The organism is Duganella vulcania, from assembly GCF_009857655.1.
Classification (GTDB): Bacteria; Pseudomonadota; Gammaproteobacteria; order Burkholderiales; family Burkholderiaceae_D; genus Rugamonas; species Rugamonas vulcania.
In genome coordinates this window covers 76502-92523 of sequence record NZ_WWCX01000009.1, presented here as the reverse complement: position 1 = coordinate 92523, position 16022 = coordinate 76502, and the positions used below count along the sequence as shown (strand labels likewise).

Below are 16022 nucleotides of genomic sequence, written 5' to 3'. Positions count from 1 at the left end.
TTCGCCCTTATGATCCTTGCTGGCGTTTGTAGACGCGCGCGGCGCGGGCCTTGAGCGCGGCAGCCGCGCCGGGATCGTTGTTGGTCTCGGCCAGCAGGGCCAGGTGGCACAGCGCTTCGTAGTGGTCCGGTTGCAGGTAGATGCAGCGCTTCCAGTAGTCTTCGGCGAGCTTGCGCTTGTCCGTCAGTTCGTTGACCAGGCCGAGGATGAAATACGCCTCCGCCGAATCGGGCGTTTGCGCCAGGTGGTCGCGGCTTTTGTTTTCGGCTTCCTTCAGTTGTCCCAGGTCGGCCAGCTTGCGGGCTTCGGCCAGCAGGTTGGTCCCCATCGCGACGGCGGCGGGCGCCGGCACCGGCAGGGGCGCGAGCCGCGCCGGCTGAGTGGGCGCCTGCGTAGGCGGGCGGCGTACGGTGCGCGGGGCCGCCTTGGGAAGCGCCTGGATGGCGGGCGCCGGCCGCGCCGGTTCCTTCTTCAAGCCGAACGCCTGCGGATACGGGTACGGGGTGAAGCCGTGCTGGCAGAACGACGGCACTTCGGCGTAGCCGGCGAACAGCAGGCCGTGACCGGCCAGCAGCGCCTCAAGCTTGGCGATGGCCGTCCTGGTGGTCGGCTTGTCGAAGTAGATCAGCAGGTTGCGGCAGAAGATCACGTCGTAATGGCCCGTCCGCGTCAGGAGGTCGAACTCCAGCAGGTTGCCTTGCTTGAAGCGCACCTGCTGGCGCAAGGCGTCGTTGATGCGGTAGTCCTCGCCGTCAGCGCTGAAGTGGCGGTCGCGGAAGGCCAGGTCCTGGCTGCGGAAGGCGTTGCGGCTGTACACGCCGCTCTTGGCGCGCTCCACGCACGCGGGGCTGATGTCGTAGGCGTCGATGATGTAGCCGTCGCGCCGCACGCCGGCATCGGCCAGCACCATCGCCATCGTGTACGGCTCCTCTCCGCCGGCGCAGGGGACGGACAGGATGCGCACCATGCGGTTGGCATCGCCGGCCAGGCGCGCCCGGACGAATTCGGCGGCGGCCTGGAAGGCTTGTGGATCGCGGTAGAACCAGGACTCCGGCACCACCACCAGCTCCACCAGCGCGGTCAGCTCGTCCGGCGTCATGCGGTCGAGGTAGACGTCCTGGTTGGCGGCCGCGGTCCGCTCCATGCGGAGCTTGATCGCGCGTTCGACCGTGGACCTGGACAGCGTCAAGCCGGTGGCCTCGTGCAGCATGGATTGGGCGGGCGTCATGGCTGGAACAGCATCGCGCGCAGCGACGCGGGCAGCAGGTGTTCAAGTTCCACCAGTTGCAGCATGCCGCCCGGGTCGCTGGCGACCTCGCCGAGGAAGGGCGCGGCCTGGACGCCGCTGGCGCCCAGCTGCGTTTCGGCCACTTCCTGCACGCCCAGCACGCGCTCCGCGCGCAGGCCAAGCAGATGGTCCGTGCCTTCCGGCGCGTGGTAGGTCACCACGATGATGCGGGTGTCGAAATGATCGGCGCCGCTGGGCAGCCCGCTGGCGCGGCACAAGTCGATCACCGGGACCGATACACCGTGGAAGTCCATCAGGCCGGCGACGGTGTCCGGCGCCAGCGGCAGGTGCTTCAGTTCCAGCAGCGGCAGCACGCGCACCACGTCGCGCAGGCGCAGGCCGTAGCGGTCGGCGCCGATGTGGAAGATCAGCAGCTTCATCGCCCGCTCCGGTCAGGCCGCGACGGCGAAGTTGGCGACGCTGGTCTGCAGGTCGCCCGCGGCGTACTGTAGTTGGTGCACCGCTTCGCTGGTGGCCTTGAGCGATTCCACGGTCTGCTGGGTGGAGTCGTTCAGCTGCATCATGGTTTCGGAAATCTGCTGCGCGCCCACCGCCTGCGACTGCATCCCCTGCAGCACCGCGTCGAACTGCGGCGCCAGTTTCTGCACCTGGTCCATCACGCCGGACAGCTGGTCCGTCACCTGGCGCACCTCGCCGACGCTGCGGCGTATCTCCTCGGAGAATTTGTCCATGCCCATGACGCTGGCCGACACCGCCGACTGCATCTCCTTGAGCATCTGCTCGATGTCCCAGGTGGAGACCGAGGTCTGGTCGGCCAGGCGGCGGATTTCGGTGGCCACCACGGAGAAGCCGCGTCCCGCCTCGCCGGCCTTCTCGGCCTCGATGGCGGCGTTGAGCGAGAGGATGTTGGTCTGGTCGGCCACCTTGGTGATGGTGATCAAGACGCTGTTGATGTTGGAGGCCTTCTCCGACAGCGCCGCCAGCTTGGCGTTGATCGAATCGGTGGCCGAGACCATGTGCTGCATGGTGCTGTCCATGCGGCGCAGGTTGGTCTGGGCGTCGGCGGTGGCGTTGGTGGTGTAGTCGGCCACCGCGGTGGCGTCCTCCATGGTTTTCAACAGCTGCGAGGTGTTGGCGGAGATCTCCTTGGTGGTGCTGAGGATCTCGACGCTGGTCTGCGCCTGTTCGATGCCGGTCGCCTCCTGCTGCCTGGCCGAGGCGGCGATCTCGGTGGCCGAGGTGGTGACCTGGATGCCGGCCTTCTGCACGTTGTTGAGCAGGGCGCGCAGGTTCTCGAACATGCGGTCCAGGCCATGCGCCAGCTGGCCGATGGCGTCGTCGCCGGCCACCTCGATCTTGCCGGTCAGGTCGCCGGAGGCGGCCCTGGAGACCACGCCGAGCAGCGAGTCGACCTTGGACTTGAGCAGGTTGGTGGCCGCCAGTTCGTTGGCCTGGCTGTCCTGGATGGACTGCGCCATGCGGTTGAACTCCGTCGCCACCCGGCCCAGTTCATCGGCGTTGCCCTCCGCCGCCCGCGCCGACTGTTCGCCGGCGGCGAGGCGGCCCACCGCGTGGGTCAGGTTGTTCAATGGCGCCAGCAGCGCGCGTCCCAGCGCCCAGGCGATCAACGCCGACAGCGCCACGCAGGCGAGGCCGCCGCCGCTCAGCACCAGGCGCATGGTCTCCTGCAGCCGGGCCGCGGCCTCGGAGCGTTCGGCCAGCAGGCGGCGCTCCTCGGCGGAGGCGCTGTCCAGCAGTTTGTAGATGCCGTGGACGGCAACATTGCCGCCGCTCTGCTGCGCGTTGTGCCCCATCGCGTCGGCCGCTCCCGGCTTGTCGCCCATCTGCTGGCGCATGGCCAGTTGCGATTCGATGACGTCGCGCGTCCAGACGGCGATCATGGTTTCCAGCTCCTTGAAGCGGGCGCTCTGGTTGGGGCTATCGGCCACCAGCTTCTGCATGGCTTGCAGGGAGCCGGGCAGGTCGCGCAATTCCTTGTGGGTGTTTTCGAGGCGCGCCGGGGTGCCGCTCAGGTAGTAGCCGCGCGCCTCGACCTGCACTTGCAGCAGGTCGTTGCGCATCTTGTCGATCGACTGTATTACTTCCATCGAGTGCCGGTCCAACGCGTTGGCGTCGGACAGGCTGTTGAATTTGATGTAGGCCATCGACAGCAGCGCCAGGATGATGGCGAGGATGGCGCTGAACCCCAGATACAGCTTCTGCTTGATGCTCAAGTCGTTCAACATTTTTTCTCCATGAGCCGCCTTCGATGCGGCATTGTCCCACGCTTCAAGCCGTGACCGCAAAGTTGGCGACGCTCGATTGCAGATCGCCCGCCGCGTACTGCAGCTGGTGCACCGCTTCGCTGGTGGCCTTGAGCGATTCCACCGTCTGGCGGGTGGCGTCGTTCAGCTGCATCATGGTTTCGGATATCTGCTGCGCGCCCACCGCCTGCGACTGCATCCCCTGGAGCACCACGTCGAACTGCGGCGCCAGTTTCTGCACCTGGTCCATCACGCCGGACAGCTGGTCCGTCACCTGGCGCACCTCGCCGACGCTGCGGCGTATCTCTTCCGAGAATTTGTCCATGCCCATCACGCTGGCCGACACCGCCGACTGCATCTCCTTGAGCATCTGCTCGATGTCCCAGGTGGAGACCGAGGTCTGGTCGGCCAGGCGGCGGATTTCGGTGGCCACCACGGAGAAGCCGCGTCCCGCCTCGCCGGCCTTTTCGGCCTCGATGGCGGCGTTGAGCGAGAGGATGTTGGTCTGGTCGGCCACCTTGGTGATGGTGACCAGGACGCTGTTGATGTTGGAGGCCTTCTCCGACAACGCCGCCAGCTTGGCGTTGATCGAATCGGTGGCCGAGACCATGTGCTGCATGGTGTTGTCCATGCGGCGCAGGTTGGTCTGGGCGTCGGCGGTGGCGCTGGTGGTGTAGTCGGCCACCGCGGTGGCGTCCTCCATGGTCTTCAACAGCTGCGAGGTGCTGGCCGAGATTTCCTTGGTGGTGGCGAGCACCTCGGCGCTGGTCTGGGCGTGCTCGATGCCGGTGGCCTCCTGCTGCTTGGCCGAGGCGGCGATCTCGGTGGCCGATGTGGTGACCTGGATGCCGGCCTTCTGCACGTTGTTGAGCAAGGCGCGCAGGTTTTCGAACATGCGGTCCAGGCCATGCGCCAACTGGCCGATGGCGTCGTCGCCGGCCACGTCGATCTTGCCGGTCAGGTCGCCGGCGGCGGCCCTGGACACCACGCGGAGCAGCGCGTCGACCTTGGACTTGAGCAGATTGGTGGCCGCCAGTTCGCTGGCCTGGCTGTCCTGGATGGCCTGCGCCATGCGGTTGAATTCCCCCGTCACCTGGCCCATTTCATCGCCCGACAGCACCGCCGCCCGCGCCGACTGTTCGCCGGCGGCGATGCGGCCCAGCGCGTGGGTCAGGTTGTTCAATGGCGCCAGCAGCGCGCCCGCCAGCACCAGGCCGATGACGATGGCCAGCGCCACGCACAAGCCGCCGCCCAGGATCAGCACCAGCGACATGGTCTGCTGCAGGTTGTGCGAGGTGCGCGTGCGGCCGTCGAGCAGGCGGGTTTCGTCGGCGGCGGCTTCGTCGATCAGGGCGCGGATGGCGCCGACGTCGCGGGCGCCCGAGCGCAGTTCGGTGCCGTGGCCCAGCTGGTCGGCCGCGCTGGCGTTCTGGCCCAGCGCGCGGCGCTTGTCCAGCAGCGGATGGTAGACCTGCGTGAGCCATTCGTTGACCATGGTGTGCAGCCGGCGCAGGCGTTCCTGCTGGACGGGATTGTCCGCGGTGAGCGTCAGCAGCCGTTGCAGGCGTTGCTCCAGCGCGGCTTCAGCCTCGGCGCCGCCGGCCAGCAGCTTCTCGTCGCCGCTGAGCACAAAGCCTCGCTCGGCCGATTGCAGTTCCAGCACGGCGATCGAGGTGCGGTCGGCTTCGTGCAGCACCTCCAGCGTGTGCCGGTCCCACTGCCGGGCCTCGGACAGCTTGCTGAAGTTCAGATAGGCCATGGCCAGCAGCACCAGGATGGTGGCGACGACGGCGCCGAAACCGATGGCGAGTTTCGACTTGATACGGACGTTCTTTAGCATGGATGCTCCACTGGGGCTTGGTGGTGGAAACAATGTAACATTTTGCCGCCGATTGTGGAGGACAAAAAAAGGACCGCCAATCGGCGGTCCCTCGTTTGCTGCCGATGTCCGGCTTATTGGCCGCGCTTCAGGCGCGCGTTGGCGGCGATGCGCATGCGCAGGGCGTTCAACTTGATGAAGCCACCGGCGTCGGCCTGGTTGTAGGCGCCGCCGTCTTCGTCGAAGGTGGCGATGTTCATATCAAACAGGGAGTCGGTCTTCGAATCGCGCGAGACGACGATCACATTGCCCTTGTAGAGCTTCACGCGCACCCAGCCGTTTACGGTGGCCTGGGTGTGGTCGATCAGCGTCTGGATGGCGACGCGCTCCGGCGCCCACCAGTAGCCGTTGTAGATCATCGAGGCGTAGCGCGGCATCAGGTCGTCCTTCAGGTGGGCCACTTCGCGGTCCAGCGTGATCGACTCGATGGCGCGGTGCGCCTTGAGCATGATGGTGCCGCCAGGGGTTTCGTAGCAGCCGCGCGACTTCATGCCGACGTAGCGGTTCTCCACCAGGTCCAGGCGGCCGATGCCATGCTTGCCGCCCAGGCGATTCAGTTCGGTCAGCACGGTGGCCGGCGACATGCGCACGCCGTTCAGGGCGACGATGTCGCCTTTCTCGTATTCGATGTCCAGGTATTCCGCCTGGTCCGGCGCCGCCTCAGGGCTGACGCTCCAGCGCCACATGGTTTCCTCGGCTTCGGCGCTCGGGTTTTCCAGGTGGCGGCCTTCGAAGGAGATGTGCAGCAGGTTGGCGTCCATCGAGTAGGGCGCGCCGCCGTTCTTGTGCTTCATGTCGATTTCGATGCCGGCATCTTCCGCGTACTTCAGCAGTTTTTCGCGCGACAGCAGGTCCCATTCGCGCCATGGGGCGATGATCTTCACGCCTGGCTTCAGCGCGTAGGCGCCCAGCTCGAAGCGCACCTGGTCGTTGCCCTTGCCGGTGGCGCCGTGCGAGATGGCGTCGGCGCCGGTGGCGTTGGCGATCTCGATCAGGCGCTTGGCGATCAGCGGACGCGCGATCGAGGTGCCCAGCAGGTATTCGCCTTCGTACACGGTGTTGGCGCGGAACATGGGGAACACGAAGTCGCGCACGAATTCTTCGCGCACGTCGTCGATGTAGATGTTCTCAGGCTTGATGCCGAACTTGATGGCCTTGGCGCGCGCCGGTTCCAGTTCTTCGCCCTGGCCCAGGTCAGCGGTGAAGGTGACGATTTCGCACTGGTAGTTATCTTGCAGCCATTTGAGGATGACGGAGGTATCGAGGCCGCCCGAGTAGGCGAGGACTACTTTTTTAATATCGCTCATGCTAGTTCCAATTGGTGGGAGTGTTTAGTTGTTGGTGTCGACGCGGCCGATCAGCAGGTATTCGATCAGCGCCTTCTGTACGTGCAGGCGGTTCTCCGCCTCGTCCCAGACCACCGATTGCGGGCCGTCGATGACTTCCGCCGAGACTTCCTCGCCGCGGTGGGCGGGCAGGCAGTGCATGAACAGCGCGTCCGGCGCGGCGCGCGCCATCTTGGCGCTGTCGACGATCCAGCCGTCGAAGGCCTTCAGGCGGGCGGCGTTTTCCTCTTCGTAGCCCATGCTGGTCCAGACGTCGGTGTTGACCAGGTGCGCGCCCTGGCAGGCGTCGGACGGGTTGTCGAAGAAGGTGTAGCGGTCGGTCGAGACCAGCGACATGTCCATGTCGTAGCCCTTGGGCGTGGATACGTTGACGTGGAAGCCGAACACCTCGGCCGCCTGCAGCCAGGAGTACAGCATGTTGTTGGCGTCGCCCACCCAGGCCACGGTCTTGCCGGTGATCGGGCCGCGGTGCTCGTAGTAGGTGAAGATGTCGGCGAACACCTGGCATGGATGGTGTTCGTTGGTCAGGCCATTAATCACCGGCACGCGCGAGTTGGCGGCGAAACGCTCGATGATGTCCTGGCCGAAGGTGCGCACCATGATGATGTCGCACATGCGGCTCATCACCTGGCCGGCGTCTTCCACCGGCTCGCCGCGGCCCAGCTGCGAATCGCGGGTGTTCAGGTAGATCGCCGCGCCGCCCAGCTGGTGCATGCCGGCCTCGAAGGACAGGCGGGTGCGGGTGGAGTTCTTCTCGAACACCATGACCAGCGTGCGGTCGATCAGCGGGTGGTAGATTTCGTAGTTCTTGAATTTTCGCTTGATCAGGTGCGCGCGTTCAATCACGTATTCGTATTCGGCTAACGAAAAATCAGAAAACTGCAGGTAATGCTTGATCGGTTTTTGGATAGGCATAGTAACGACTGACAGATGTGCGGGCGTGGGGCGGTGTGCCTCGCCGGCTTAGCCGGACAATTATAAAGGCAATTCGGCGGATAGGGCGGATTGCCGCAGATTCTCCTGTCTATACAGGCGTGGCGCCCTTGCCATTGCTAGGTGTAGATCTGCGTGGTGGCCGGGGTCTTGTGCTCGGGCGCCGTCAGCGGCAGGTCGAGGGTGAAGGCGGTGCCGTCGCGCGAGCTGTGGACGGAGATCTGGCCGCCCAGTAGCGAAGTGACAATGTTGTAGCTGATCGACAGTCCCAGTCCGCTGCCGCCCTGACCGAGCTTGGTGGTGAAGAAGGGATCGAAGATGCGCGACATGTGCTCCGGCGCGATGCCGCCGCCGTTGTCGCGGAAGGTGACCAGCACCCGGCCCTCGGCCGGCGTGGACGCCTGCAGCCACATGCCGCCGCTGCGATCGCGCGCGAAGGCGTGCAGCAACGCGTTGTTGATGAAATTGGCGATCACCTGGCCGAGCGGGCCGGGATAGCTGTCCATCGAGATCAGCGCCGGCACCTCGATCTCGATGCGGTGGTTGGCGGCGCGGATGCGGTTCATCATCGTCGCGATCACCTCGTGCGACACCTGCTGCAGGTTGAACACGCGGCGCTGCTCGGTGGTGCGGTCGACCGCCACCTGCTTGAAACTGTTGACCAGGTCCGCCGCGCTGGTCAGGCCGCGCATCACCAGCTCGTGCGCCTTGCGGGCGTCGGCCAGGTAGCCGGCCAGCTCGGAGCGGCGCAGGCCGGGGCCATTGACCTGGGCTTCCAGCTCCTCGGTTTTCTGGATCAGGGTGCTGGCGATCAGCAGGCTGTTGCCGATCGGGGTGTTCAGTTCGTGCGCCACGCCGGCCATCAGGGAGCCCAATGCCGCCAGCTTCTCCTGCGACACCAGCTGGGTTTGCGCGTCCTTCAGCTGGCGGTAGGCCTCGGCGTTGTCCAGCGCGATGGCGCCGTAGGCGCACAGCGTGCGGAAGATCAGCCGTTCGCGTTCGCCATAGGCGCGCGCGTGCATGGCCTGCACCGTCATCACGCCCAGCGCGCGCTCGCCCACCACCAGCGGCACGTACAGCGCGCTGACCATCAGCTGGGTGCCGGGCGCCAGGAAGATGTCGTCCGGCCCCGCTTCCTCGACGTAGATCTCGCGCCGCTCGCGCACGCAACGCGCCGAGTTGGCGCGCGGGTTGTCGATGGCGATGGTGTTGGTCGGCAGCGGGCGGCCGTTCTCGATGCCGAAGGCGCGGCTGACCGTGGCGCCGCCGGCGTCGCACAGGTAGATGGCGAAGCTGTGCGCCGGCAGCAGGCCCTGGACGTGGCGGTTGAGCGCCTGGAACACGGCGGCGGCGTCGAGGTGGGTGGTGATCTCCTGGCCGATGGCCGACAGGCGCTCCAGCGTGTCGCTGATCTGCTGCAGCACCTCGGCGCGGCGCGCCTCCGAGGCGGCCAGCTCGCGGTGGTGCTGGCCCTCGGCGCGGGCGTGCTCGGTCTGGTGGTGCACTTGCAGGGCGATGGCGCGGCTGGTGGCTTCCTGGCTGTGGGTCTTGTGGCGCGCGGCGGCCGCCGCCTGCGCCGAGCGGTAGGCCGCCGCGTAGTCGCCGACCCGCGCGTACTCGCGGCCCAGCGCATCGTGCAGGTCGCCGGGCAGGGTGTAGCCGTCGATGGCGGAGGCCACGTCCAGCGCCTGGTGCAGGTAGTGCAGCGTGGCGTTTTGCTCGGTCATGCCGGGCGGCGGCGGCAGCGCGTGGCGCTCGTGGATCACCGACAGCACGCGCAGCGCGGCGACGTGGTTGTCGCGGTTGGCCTGTTCAGCCGCCAGCTCCACCGCGCGCTCGGCCATCTCCAGCGCTTCCTGTGGACGGCCGAGGAAGCACAGCGCGTGCGCCTGGCCGCGCCGCGCGATCGACTGGAAGTCGGCCTGGCCCAGCGCGTCGGCGCGCGCGGCCATGCGGTGGAAGGCGTCCAGCGCGGCGCCGTAGTCGGCCTTGTCGAGCGCCAGGTCGCCCAGGTAGGACAGCGCGTGCGCGTAGCTGCGCGCGCCCGGCAGCGGCGTCATGATCTGCAGCGCCTCGTTCAGCAATTCCTCGGTGGCGTCGAGCCGGCCCAGGCGGCGCATGGTTTCGGCGGTGTGCATCAGGCAGGCGCCGATGCTGCGCGGCCAGCCGGTGGGGCGCGCCAGATCGAGCGCGCTTTGCATCCATTCCAGCGACGAGTGGTGGTCGTTGAGGATGGTGAAATTGATGCCGATGTTGATCGCGGCGATGACGGCCATGCGAATCTGACCCGTCTCCAGCGCGGTTTCGTAGCAGTGGACGTAGTGGCGCGCGGCGGTGCCATGGTCGCTGTGCTGGCTGGCCGACAGGCCGAAGAAGTCGTACACCCAGGCCGCCACGCCGGGATGCCGCGGCGCCTCGCCGGCGGCGAAGCGCTGGCCCCAGCGTTGTTCGGCCGAGCGCAGGTCCTGCAACACGGCCCAGCGGGCAATGGCCGCTTCGGCGATGTCGGCGCGCTGTGCGTCGCCGCATGCGCGGGCGGCGGCGGCCATCAGTTCCAGTTCGTGTTCGCCGGTGCGGTGGTCGCCGCGGTCGATGGCGATCCAGGCGCGCAGCCAGTGGACGTCGGCGCGGCCTTCGTGGTCGTCCAGGCGCGAGAGCTGTTCGTGGCAGAGGGCCACGAGGGCGTCGGCGTCGTCCAGTTCACCGGCCAGCCAGACCGCTTCGGCCTGCACCAGCTGCAGGCGGGCGGAGATGAGGCACAGGTCGTCCGGCGGCAGCGCGGTGGCGGGCAGCAGCTGGCGGCCCTCGGCGGCCAGGGCGACGGCGCGGTCGGTGTCGCGCTGGCGCAGGTGCCAGGCCAGCGGCACCAGCACCGGCAGGCGCGCAGGTCCCCGCAGCGGCTGCAGGGCCGCTTCCCAGTGCGCTACTTCGTCGTCGACCGCGTACATGTCCATCGGGGTCCTCGGGCCGCAGATAATTGCCTTGGAGAATTATAGTCCGCAAATGCAGATTGTGCGTGTGCTACGACAATTGTTTTTTTTAATATAGGGTTTGCGACGATTCATGCAACAGTTGACCGTACAGCGTGTGGCGCATCCTGGCGATCTTGCCTTCGGCGACGGCGGCCAGGATCGCGCATTGCGGCTCGATCAGGTGGCGGCAGTTGTAGAACTTGCACTGGCCGAGGTAGGGCTCGAAGTCCACGAAGGCGCGCTCCAGCATGCCTTCGCTCAGGTGGTACAGGCCGAACTCCTGGAAGCCGGGCGAGTCGATGATGGACGACCCGGCGCCCAGTTCCGGCAGCTGGTACAGCCGGGTGAAGGTGGTGGTGTGCTTGCCGGTGTCGAGTGCGGCGGAAATCTCGCGCACGGCGATGTCGGCGTCCGGCACCAGCAGGTTGATCAGCGAGGATTTGCCCATGCCGGACTGGCCGATCAGGATCGACGACTGGCCGGCCAGCAGCGGCTTCAGCACCGCCAGCGCTTCGTCGGGGCGCGCCTTGGCCGAGACCTCGTGCACCGGGTAGCCCAGCGAGGCGTACGGCTGCAGGCGCTCGCGGGTGCGCTCCAGCGATTCGGTGACGTCGGTCTTGTTGAGGATCAGGCGGGCGGTGATGCCGGCCGCCTCGGCCGCCACCAGCGAGCGCGAGACGAGATCGTCGGCGAAGCCGGGCTCGGTGGCGACCACGATGAACAACTGCGTCAGGTTGGCCGCCAGCAGCTTGGACTTGTACTGGTCCGAGCGGTAGAGCAGGGTCTTGCGTTCCTCGATCTTGTCGATCACGCCCTGGTCGGGCGAGGTCAAGGTGATGCGGACCAGGTCGCCGACGGCGACGTTGGTCTTCTTGCCGCGCGTGACGCATTGCAGCTTGACGCCATCCGCCTCGGCCAGGTAGTGGCGGCCGTGGGCGGCGATGATGGTGGCGGTCAGTTGCTGGTTGGCTTGCTGGCTCATGGCTGGACCGCCGCCGTCTGGTACAGCGCGCCGGCCTTGGCCGCGCAGATGAAGTCGTTGTCGGACAGGCCGCCCCGGCCTTGGTTGACCGAGTGGGTGTCGTAGCGGACGGTGCAGTTTTTGTAAGTCACGGTCATTTCCGGGTGGTGGTCTTCGGCGTGGCTCAGGTAGGCCAGCGCGTTGACGAAGGCCATGGTGCGATAGTAGTTGGTGAAGTCGAAGGTGCGGACCAGCTTGCCGTCTTGCAGCGACCAGCCGGGCAGCAGCGCCAGCAGGCGTGCGGCCTCGTCGGTGCCGAGCGCGTCCTTGGCCGGACGGCTGCGGTTGTTCAACAGGTCTGCGTGGCTGGCGATCATGCGGCCGCCGCGTGCAGGTGACGGATGCGCACGCTGGCCGGCGGGTGCGAGTCATAGAAGGCCGAGTGCAGCGGGTCCGGCGTCAGGGTGGAGGCGTTGTCCTCGTACATCTTGACCAGCGCCGAGACCAGGTCGCGGGCGTCGGTGTGCTGGGCGGCGAAGGCGTCGGCTTCGAACTCATGCTTGCGCGAGCTGATCGAGGTCAGCGGGCCGAACAGGAAGGTGAACACCGGCAGCACCAGCATGAACAGCAGCAGCACCATGGCGTCGTTGCCCTGGCCCGGCATCGGATCGACGCCCAGGCCGGTGTAGAACCAGACCTGGTTCTTCAGGTAGCCCAGCAGCGCCAGGAAGGCCAGCGAGATCGCGAACATCATGCTGATGCGCTTGATGATGTGCTTGAGTTTGAAGTGGCCCAGCTCGTGCGCCAGCACCGCCTCGATTTCCTGCGGCTGCAGGCGCGAGAGCAGGGTGTCGAAGAACACGATGCGCTTGTTGGCGCCGAAGCCGGAGAAGTAGGCGTTGCCGTGGGCGCTGCGCTTGGAGCCGTCCATCACGAACAGGCCCTTGGAGGCGAAGCCGACGCGGCTCATCAGGCCTTCGATGCGGGCCTTGAGCGACTGGTCTTCCAGCGGCGTGAACTTGTTGAACAGCGGCGCGATCACGGTCGGGAACAGCACCATCATCAGCAGCTGGAAGCCGCTCCACACCAGCCAGGCGTACAGCCACCACAGGTTGCCGGATTTTTCCATCAGCGTCAGCATGACCCACACCAGCGGCAGGCCGATGGCCGCGCCCAGCAGCAGACCCTTGACCATGTCGGCGAAGAACAGGCCGGGTGTCATCTTGTTGAAGCCGAAGCGCTGCTCCAGGCCGAACTGCTTGTAGTAGTCGAACGGCAGGTCGATGATGCCGGACACGGCGGCGAACGCCGCCAGCAGCGCCAGCTGGTAGACCATGCCGGGGCCGGTCAGCTTGAGGATTTCCACCGACAGCCATTGCAGGCCGCCCAGCAGCGTGAAGCCGACCAGCACCAGGGTGTTGACCAGCAGGGTGACCAGGCCGAACTTGGTGCGGGCGACGGTGTAGTCGGCGGCCTTCTGGTGGGCGGACAGGGGGATTTTCTCGGCGAATTCGGCCGGCACGGCGTTGCGGTGCGCCAGCACATGGCGGATATGGCGCGAGGCGAGCCAGAAGCGCACGATCAGCGTCAAAATGATGAAAGATACAAACAAAATCGAAAACGCGAGTGAATACATTCTATGCCTGTGAGAAAATGGCGGATTCGGATTAATGAAGCCAAGAGAGAATTATGTCACAAGCTAACGATTTGCCAGAAGGTTCCGCACCAGAGGCCATCACCCCGCGCCAGAACGAATTCAACCTGGTCTGGGTGGACATGGAAATGACCGGCCTGGAGCCGGACACCGACCGCATCATCGAGGTGGCCGTGGTGGTCACCGACATGCACCTGAACGTGCTGGCCGAGGGGCCGGTGTTCGCGATCCACCAGAGCGACGAGACGCTGGACAAGATGGACGCCTGGAACAAGGGCACGCACGGCCGCTCGGGCCTGATCGACCGCGTCAAGGCGTCGACCGTCACCGAGGCCCAGGCGGAAGAGGAACTGATCAAGTTCATGAAGCTGTGGGTGCCGAAGGGCAAGGCGCCGATGTGCGGCAACACCATCGGCCAGGACCGCCGCTTCATGGTGCGCTACATGCCGAAGCTGGAAGCGTATTTCCACTATCGGAACATCGACGTGTCGACGCTGAAGGAGCTGTGCAAGCGCTGGAAACCGGAAATCGTCGGCGGCTTCAAGAAGCATCAGAAGCACACCGCGATGGCCGACATCATCGAGTCGATCGACGAGCTGAAATACTACCGCGAGCATTTCATCAAGCTGTAAGCCGCGCGCTTCATCGAAACAGGTTCCGTCGAACCTGTTTTTTTTTCGCCTGTGGGGAAAAGCATGAAAATATTGAAACTGGTTTTGATAACGTCGGCGCTGGCCACCGCCTTGTCCGCCGGCGCAGCTCCCTACAACGGCACCCGCTTCGGCGCCAAGGATTGGGAAGTGGCCTGCGATAACACGCGCCGCTGCGAGGCGGTCGGCTTCCAGAGCGAGGAGTCGGAGAGCGCGCCGGTGGCGCTGTGGCTGGGACGCGATGCCGGCGCCGCCGGCGCGCTGGAGGCCAAGCTGATGGTGGTGACGCCGGACGACAAGGATGCCGGCCCCTTGACCATCACGGTCGGCAAGCTGGCGCTGGGCGGCTTGAAGGCGGACACCGGATTGACGGCGGAACAGATCGCGCGCCTGATGCCGCAGTTGCTGAACGCCGAGTCGGCCAAGGTGTCGAGCGGGAAGCATCAATGGCTGCTGTCGCTGTCCGGCCTGAAGGCGGTGCTGTTGAAGATGGACGACGTGCAGGGACGGGTGGGTACGGTCACGGCGCTGGTCAAGGCGGGCATGCGGCCGGCCAGCGAGGTGCTGCCGGCGCTGGCGCCGCCGACGGTGCGGCCGGTGCCGCTGCCACCCGCGCAAAAAGGCGACGAGAAGCTGCTGGCCGCCATCGTCAAGACGATATCCGTTGAGGACTGCGAAGTGGCGCGCGGGGATTCCGGCGGCGACCAGAGCATCTACCGCCTGCCGGGCGGCAAGGTGCTGGTGTTGCTGGAGTGCGACCGCGCGGCTTACCAGTCAGGCTACGGGCTGTGGGTGGCTCGCGACAAGCCGCCTTACAACCTCAAGCCGCTGGAACTGCCGGGCATGAAGGAAGGCGGCCTGATGAACGCGTCGCTTGAAGGCGGCAAGTTGAGCAGCTACGCCAAGGGGCGGGGACTGTTCGATTGCGCCAGCTTCTGGACCTGGGTCTGGACGGCGCAGGGCTTCCAGCTGACCGAGGCGACGCAGGGCTATTTGTGCCGGGGCATGCCGGGCGGCGTCCCGCTGCGCGACTGGGTGGCGCGGGAAGTCAAGTGAGTGTATCGCGCGCGGGGTTTTTCCTTTTGGCATTAAAATTCTGCAAATGTTAAATTAGCAATCTCTTTGCGGGAAATATTATGTCTGATCTGATTGAGCCTGGTGTCGCCGAGCACGCTCCCATCCAAACTCCGCCGCCGCCCAAGCGCCGCAAGTGGAGCCGTTATGTGTTGTACACGCTGGCCGTGCTGGGTGTGCTGTTGATCGCGCTGGTGGCGGCGGTGTTCTACAAGGCCAGCACCGAACCGCAGCTGATCAAGATCGACGAGGCGGCCTCGATCGACGAGGCGATGACGCGCACCTACGGCAAATACTCGCAGGAGAAAAAAGGCTGGGTGTATGTGGATGAATCCAACGAACCGTTCCTGGTGCGGGTGATCCAGCAGGCGCGGATCGAGGCGGTGGGCGCCAGCGACGAGCTGTTCTTTGTGGCCAGCGGCGTCTCGCTCAAGGGCGACGGCCGCAATTTCTACGGCGTGTTCCAGATCCGCGCCGACACCAAGCCCGGTGGCGGACTGGTCGAGATCAGCTCGCCGTTCCGCTACGAAAGCGACGTGCCGGTGACGCCGGAGAAGGTGCGCTTTGAAGCCTTGTCCGAGCGCACCTGGGGCTGGGTGCTGAAGGTGCAGAACGGCACCAAGCCGAGCAATGAGCAAGTCATGGTCAGCAACGTGATGCTGGCGCCGCATGGCGACGAGATCGCCTTGCTGGCGCGCTTCAAGGCGGCGGTCGATGCCGAGCCGGGCGACTGCGCGCAGGCCAACGCCGAGCACGAAACGTGGCGCAAGGCGGTGGAGGCGATGGGCAACCAGGAGCAGACCACCGAGCAGGAGGTGCACGAGGCCGAGGCGATGGACGAGACCGAGCCGCTGCGCTGCGAGCACAGCCGCTGGACCTACCGCACCGCCGACGTGGCCGGCCCGTTGCCTGGTCCGTTGACGGTCAGCGTCAAAGGCACGCAGTACGGCGCGCCGATGGAAGCGAAGTCGTGGAAGCTGATGTTCGACAGCAAAGCCTTCGTCTACAACGTGCCCGACGAGCTGACGGTGGAGTAACTC

At 66.0% G+C, this 16022-nt stretch carries 13 protein-coding genes; 3 read left to right on the top strand and 10 right to left on the bottom strand.

Going from position 1 to position 16022, the window contains the following annotated elements; translation table 11 throughout:
* Window positions 1–7: 7 nt before the first annotated feature.
* The 10 genes from GTP90_RS08890 to GTP90_RS08845 all read right to left on the bottom strand — a co-directional run bounded on the left by GTP90_RS08890 (window position 8) and on the right by GTP90_RS08845 (window position 13240).
* On the bottom strand, window positions 8–1228 hold the full coding sequence (locus tag GTP90_RS08890; RefSeq protein WP_175048023.1) for a CheR family methyltransferase: 1221 nt from the start codon (window positions 1226–1228) through the stop codon (window positions 8–10).
* Entirely contained in the window at window positions 1225–1668 is a 444-nt protein-coding gene (locus GTP90_RS08885) for a chemotaxis protein CheW (RefSeq protein WP_161083156.1), read from the bottom strand. Before GTP90_RS08885 ends, GTP90_RS08890 begins: the two co-directional genes overlap by 4 nt.
* A gap of 12 nt (window positions 1669–1680) precedes the next feature.
* The gene (locus GTP90_RS08880; protein WP_161083155.1) at window positions 1681–3495 is read right to left on the bottom strand and encodes a methyl-accepting chemotaxis protein; all 1815 of its coding nucleotides are present in this window, start codon (window positions 3493–3495) and stop codon (window positions 1681–1683) included.
* Between the two features lie 43 nt (window positions 3496–3538).
* Entirely contained in the window at window positions 3539–5353 is a 1815-nt protein-coding gene (locus tag GTP90_RS08875; RefSeq protein WP_161083154.1) for a methyl-accepting chemotaxis protein, read from the bottom strand.
* Window positions 5354–5466: 113 nt separating this feature from the next.
* Window positions 5467–6699, bottom strand: coding sequence for an argininosuccinate synthase (locus tag GTP90_RS08870; RefSeq protein WP_117015304.1), 1233 nt, complete (start codon window positions 6697–6699; stop codon window positions 5467–5469).
* Window positions 6700–6723: 24 nt separating this feature from the next.
* Complete coding sequence (argF, locus tag GTP90_RS08865; protein WP_161083153.1) at window positions 6724–7653, bottom strand: ornithine carbamoyltransferase; 930 nt, start codon at window positions 7651–7653, stop codon at window positions 6724–6726.
* A 137-nt stretch (window positions 7654–7790) separates the two neighbouring features.
* Window positions 7791–10625: an ATP-binding protein gene (locus GTP90_RS08860; protein WP_161083152.1), complete on the bottom strand. Its 2835-nt coding sequence runs from the start codon at window positions 10623–10625 to the stop codon at window positions 7791–7793.
* An 85-nt stretch (window positions 10626–10710) separates the two neighbouring features.
* On the bottom strand, window positions 10711–11625 hold the full coding sequence (gene rsgA, locus GTP90_RS08855; protein ID WP_161083151.1) for a ribosome small subunit-dependent GTPase A: 915 nt from the start codon (window positions 11623–11625) through the stop codon (window positions 10711–10713).
* The gene (locus GTP90_RS08850; RefSeq protein WP_161083150.1) at window positions 11622–11981 is read right to left on the bottom strand and encodes a 4a-hydroxytetrahydrobiopterin dehydratase; all 360 of its coding nucleotides are present in this window, start codon (window positions 11979–11981) and stop codon (window positions 11622–11624) included. The genes rsgA and GTP90_RS08850 overlap by 4 nt, the downstream gene beginning before the upstream one ends.
* A complete protein-coding gene (locus GTP90_RS08845) occupies window positions 11978–13240 on the bottom strand; it encodes a M48 family metallopeptidase (protein WP_161083149.1) in 1263 nt (420 codons plus the stop codon). Before GTP90_RS08845 ends, GTP90_RS08850 begins: the two co-directional genes overlap by 4 nt.
* Before the next feature lie 53 nt (window positions 13241–13293).
* Here GTP90_RS08845 and orn point away from each other — a divergent pair, with 53 nt between their 5' ends.
* The 3 genes from orn (at window position 13294) to GTP90_RS08830 (ending at window position 16019) form a co-directional block, all read left to right on the top strand.
* The gene (gene orn, locus GTP90_RS08840) at window positions 13294–13890 is read left to right on the top strand and encodes an oligoribonuclease (protein WP_175048022.1); all 597 of its coding nucleotides are present in this window, start codon (window positions 13294–13296) and stop codon (window positions 13888–13890) included.
* A 63-nt stretch (window positions 13891–13953) separates the two neighbouring features.
* Window positions 13954–14964: a DUF1176 domain-containing protein gene (locus GTP90_RS08835; RefSeq protein ID WP_161083148.1), complete on the top strand. Its 1011-nt coding sequence runs from the start codon at window positions 13954–13956 to the stop codon at window positions 14962–14964.
* 80 nt (window positions 14965–15044) lie between these two features.
* The gene (locus GTP90_RS08830; protein WP_175048021.1) at window positions 15045–16019 is read left to right on the top strand and encodes a hypothetical protein; all 975 of its coding nucleotides are present in this window, start codon (window positions 15045–15047) and stop codon (window positions 16017–16019) included.
* The last annotated feature ends 3 nt before the right edge of the window (window positions 16020–16022 follow it).

Bases quoted from the DNA above. Each gene is read 5' to 3' on its own strand.
- GTP90_RS08850 (WP_161083150.1), bottom strand. From the start codon at position 11,981: ATGATCGCCAGCCACGCAGACCTGTTGAACAACCGCAGCCGTCCGGCC.
- orn (WP_175048022.1), top strand. From the start codon at position 13,294: ATGTCACAAGCTAACGATTTGCCAGAAGGTTCCGCACCAGAGGCCATC.
- GTP90_RS08835 (WP_161083148.1), top strand. From the start codon at position 13,954: ATGAAAATATTGAAACTGGTTTTGATAACGTCGGCGCTGGCCACCGCC.
- argF (WP_161083153.1), bottom strand. From the start codon at position 7,653: ATGCCTATCCAAAAACCGATCAAGCATTACCTGCAGTTTTCTGATTTT.
- GTP90_RS08885 (WP_161083156.1), bottom strand. From the start codon at position 1,668: ATGAAGCTGCTGATCTTCCACATCGGCGCCGACCGCTACGGCCTGCGC.
- GTP90_RS08830 (WP_175048021.1), top strand. From the start codon at position 15,045: ATGTCTGATCTGATTGAGCCTGGTGTCGCCGAGCACGCTCCCATCCAA.
- GTP90_RS08870 (WP_117015304.1), bottom strand. From the start codon at position 6,699: ATGAGCGATATTAAAAAAGTAGTCCTCGCCTACTCGGGCGGCCTCGAT.
- GTP90_RS08880 (WP_161083155.1), bottom strand. From the start codon at position 3,495: ATGTTGAACGACTTGAGCATCAAGCAGAAGCTGTATCTGGGGTTCAGC.
- GTP90_RS08890 (WP_175048023.1), bottom strand. From the start codon at position 1,228: ATGACGCCCGCCCAATCCATGCTGCACGAGGCCACCGGCTTGACGCTG.
- rsgA (WP_161083151.1), bottom strand. From the start codon at position 11,625: ATGAGCCAGCAAGCCAACCAGCAACTGACCGCCACCATCATCGCCGCC.
- GTP90_RS08860 (WP_161083152.1), bottom strand. From the start codon at position 10,625: ATGGACATGTACGCGGTCGACGACGAAGTAGCGCACTGGGAAGCGGCC.
- GTP90_RS08845 (WP_161083149.1), bottom strand. From the start codon at position 13,240: ATGTATTCACTCGCGTTTTCGATTTTGTTTGTATCTTTCATCATTTTG.
- GTP90_RS08875 (WP_161083154.1), bottom strand. From the start codon at position 5,353: ATGCTAAAGAACGTCCGTATCAAGTCGAAACTCGCCATCGGTTTCGGC.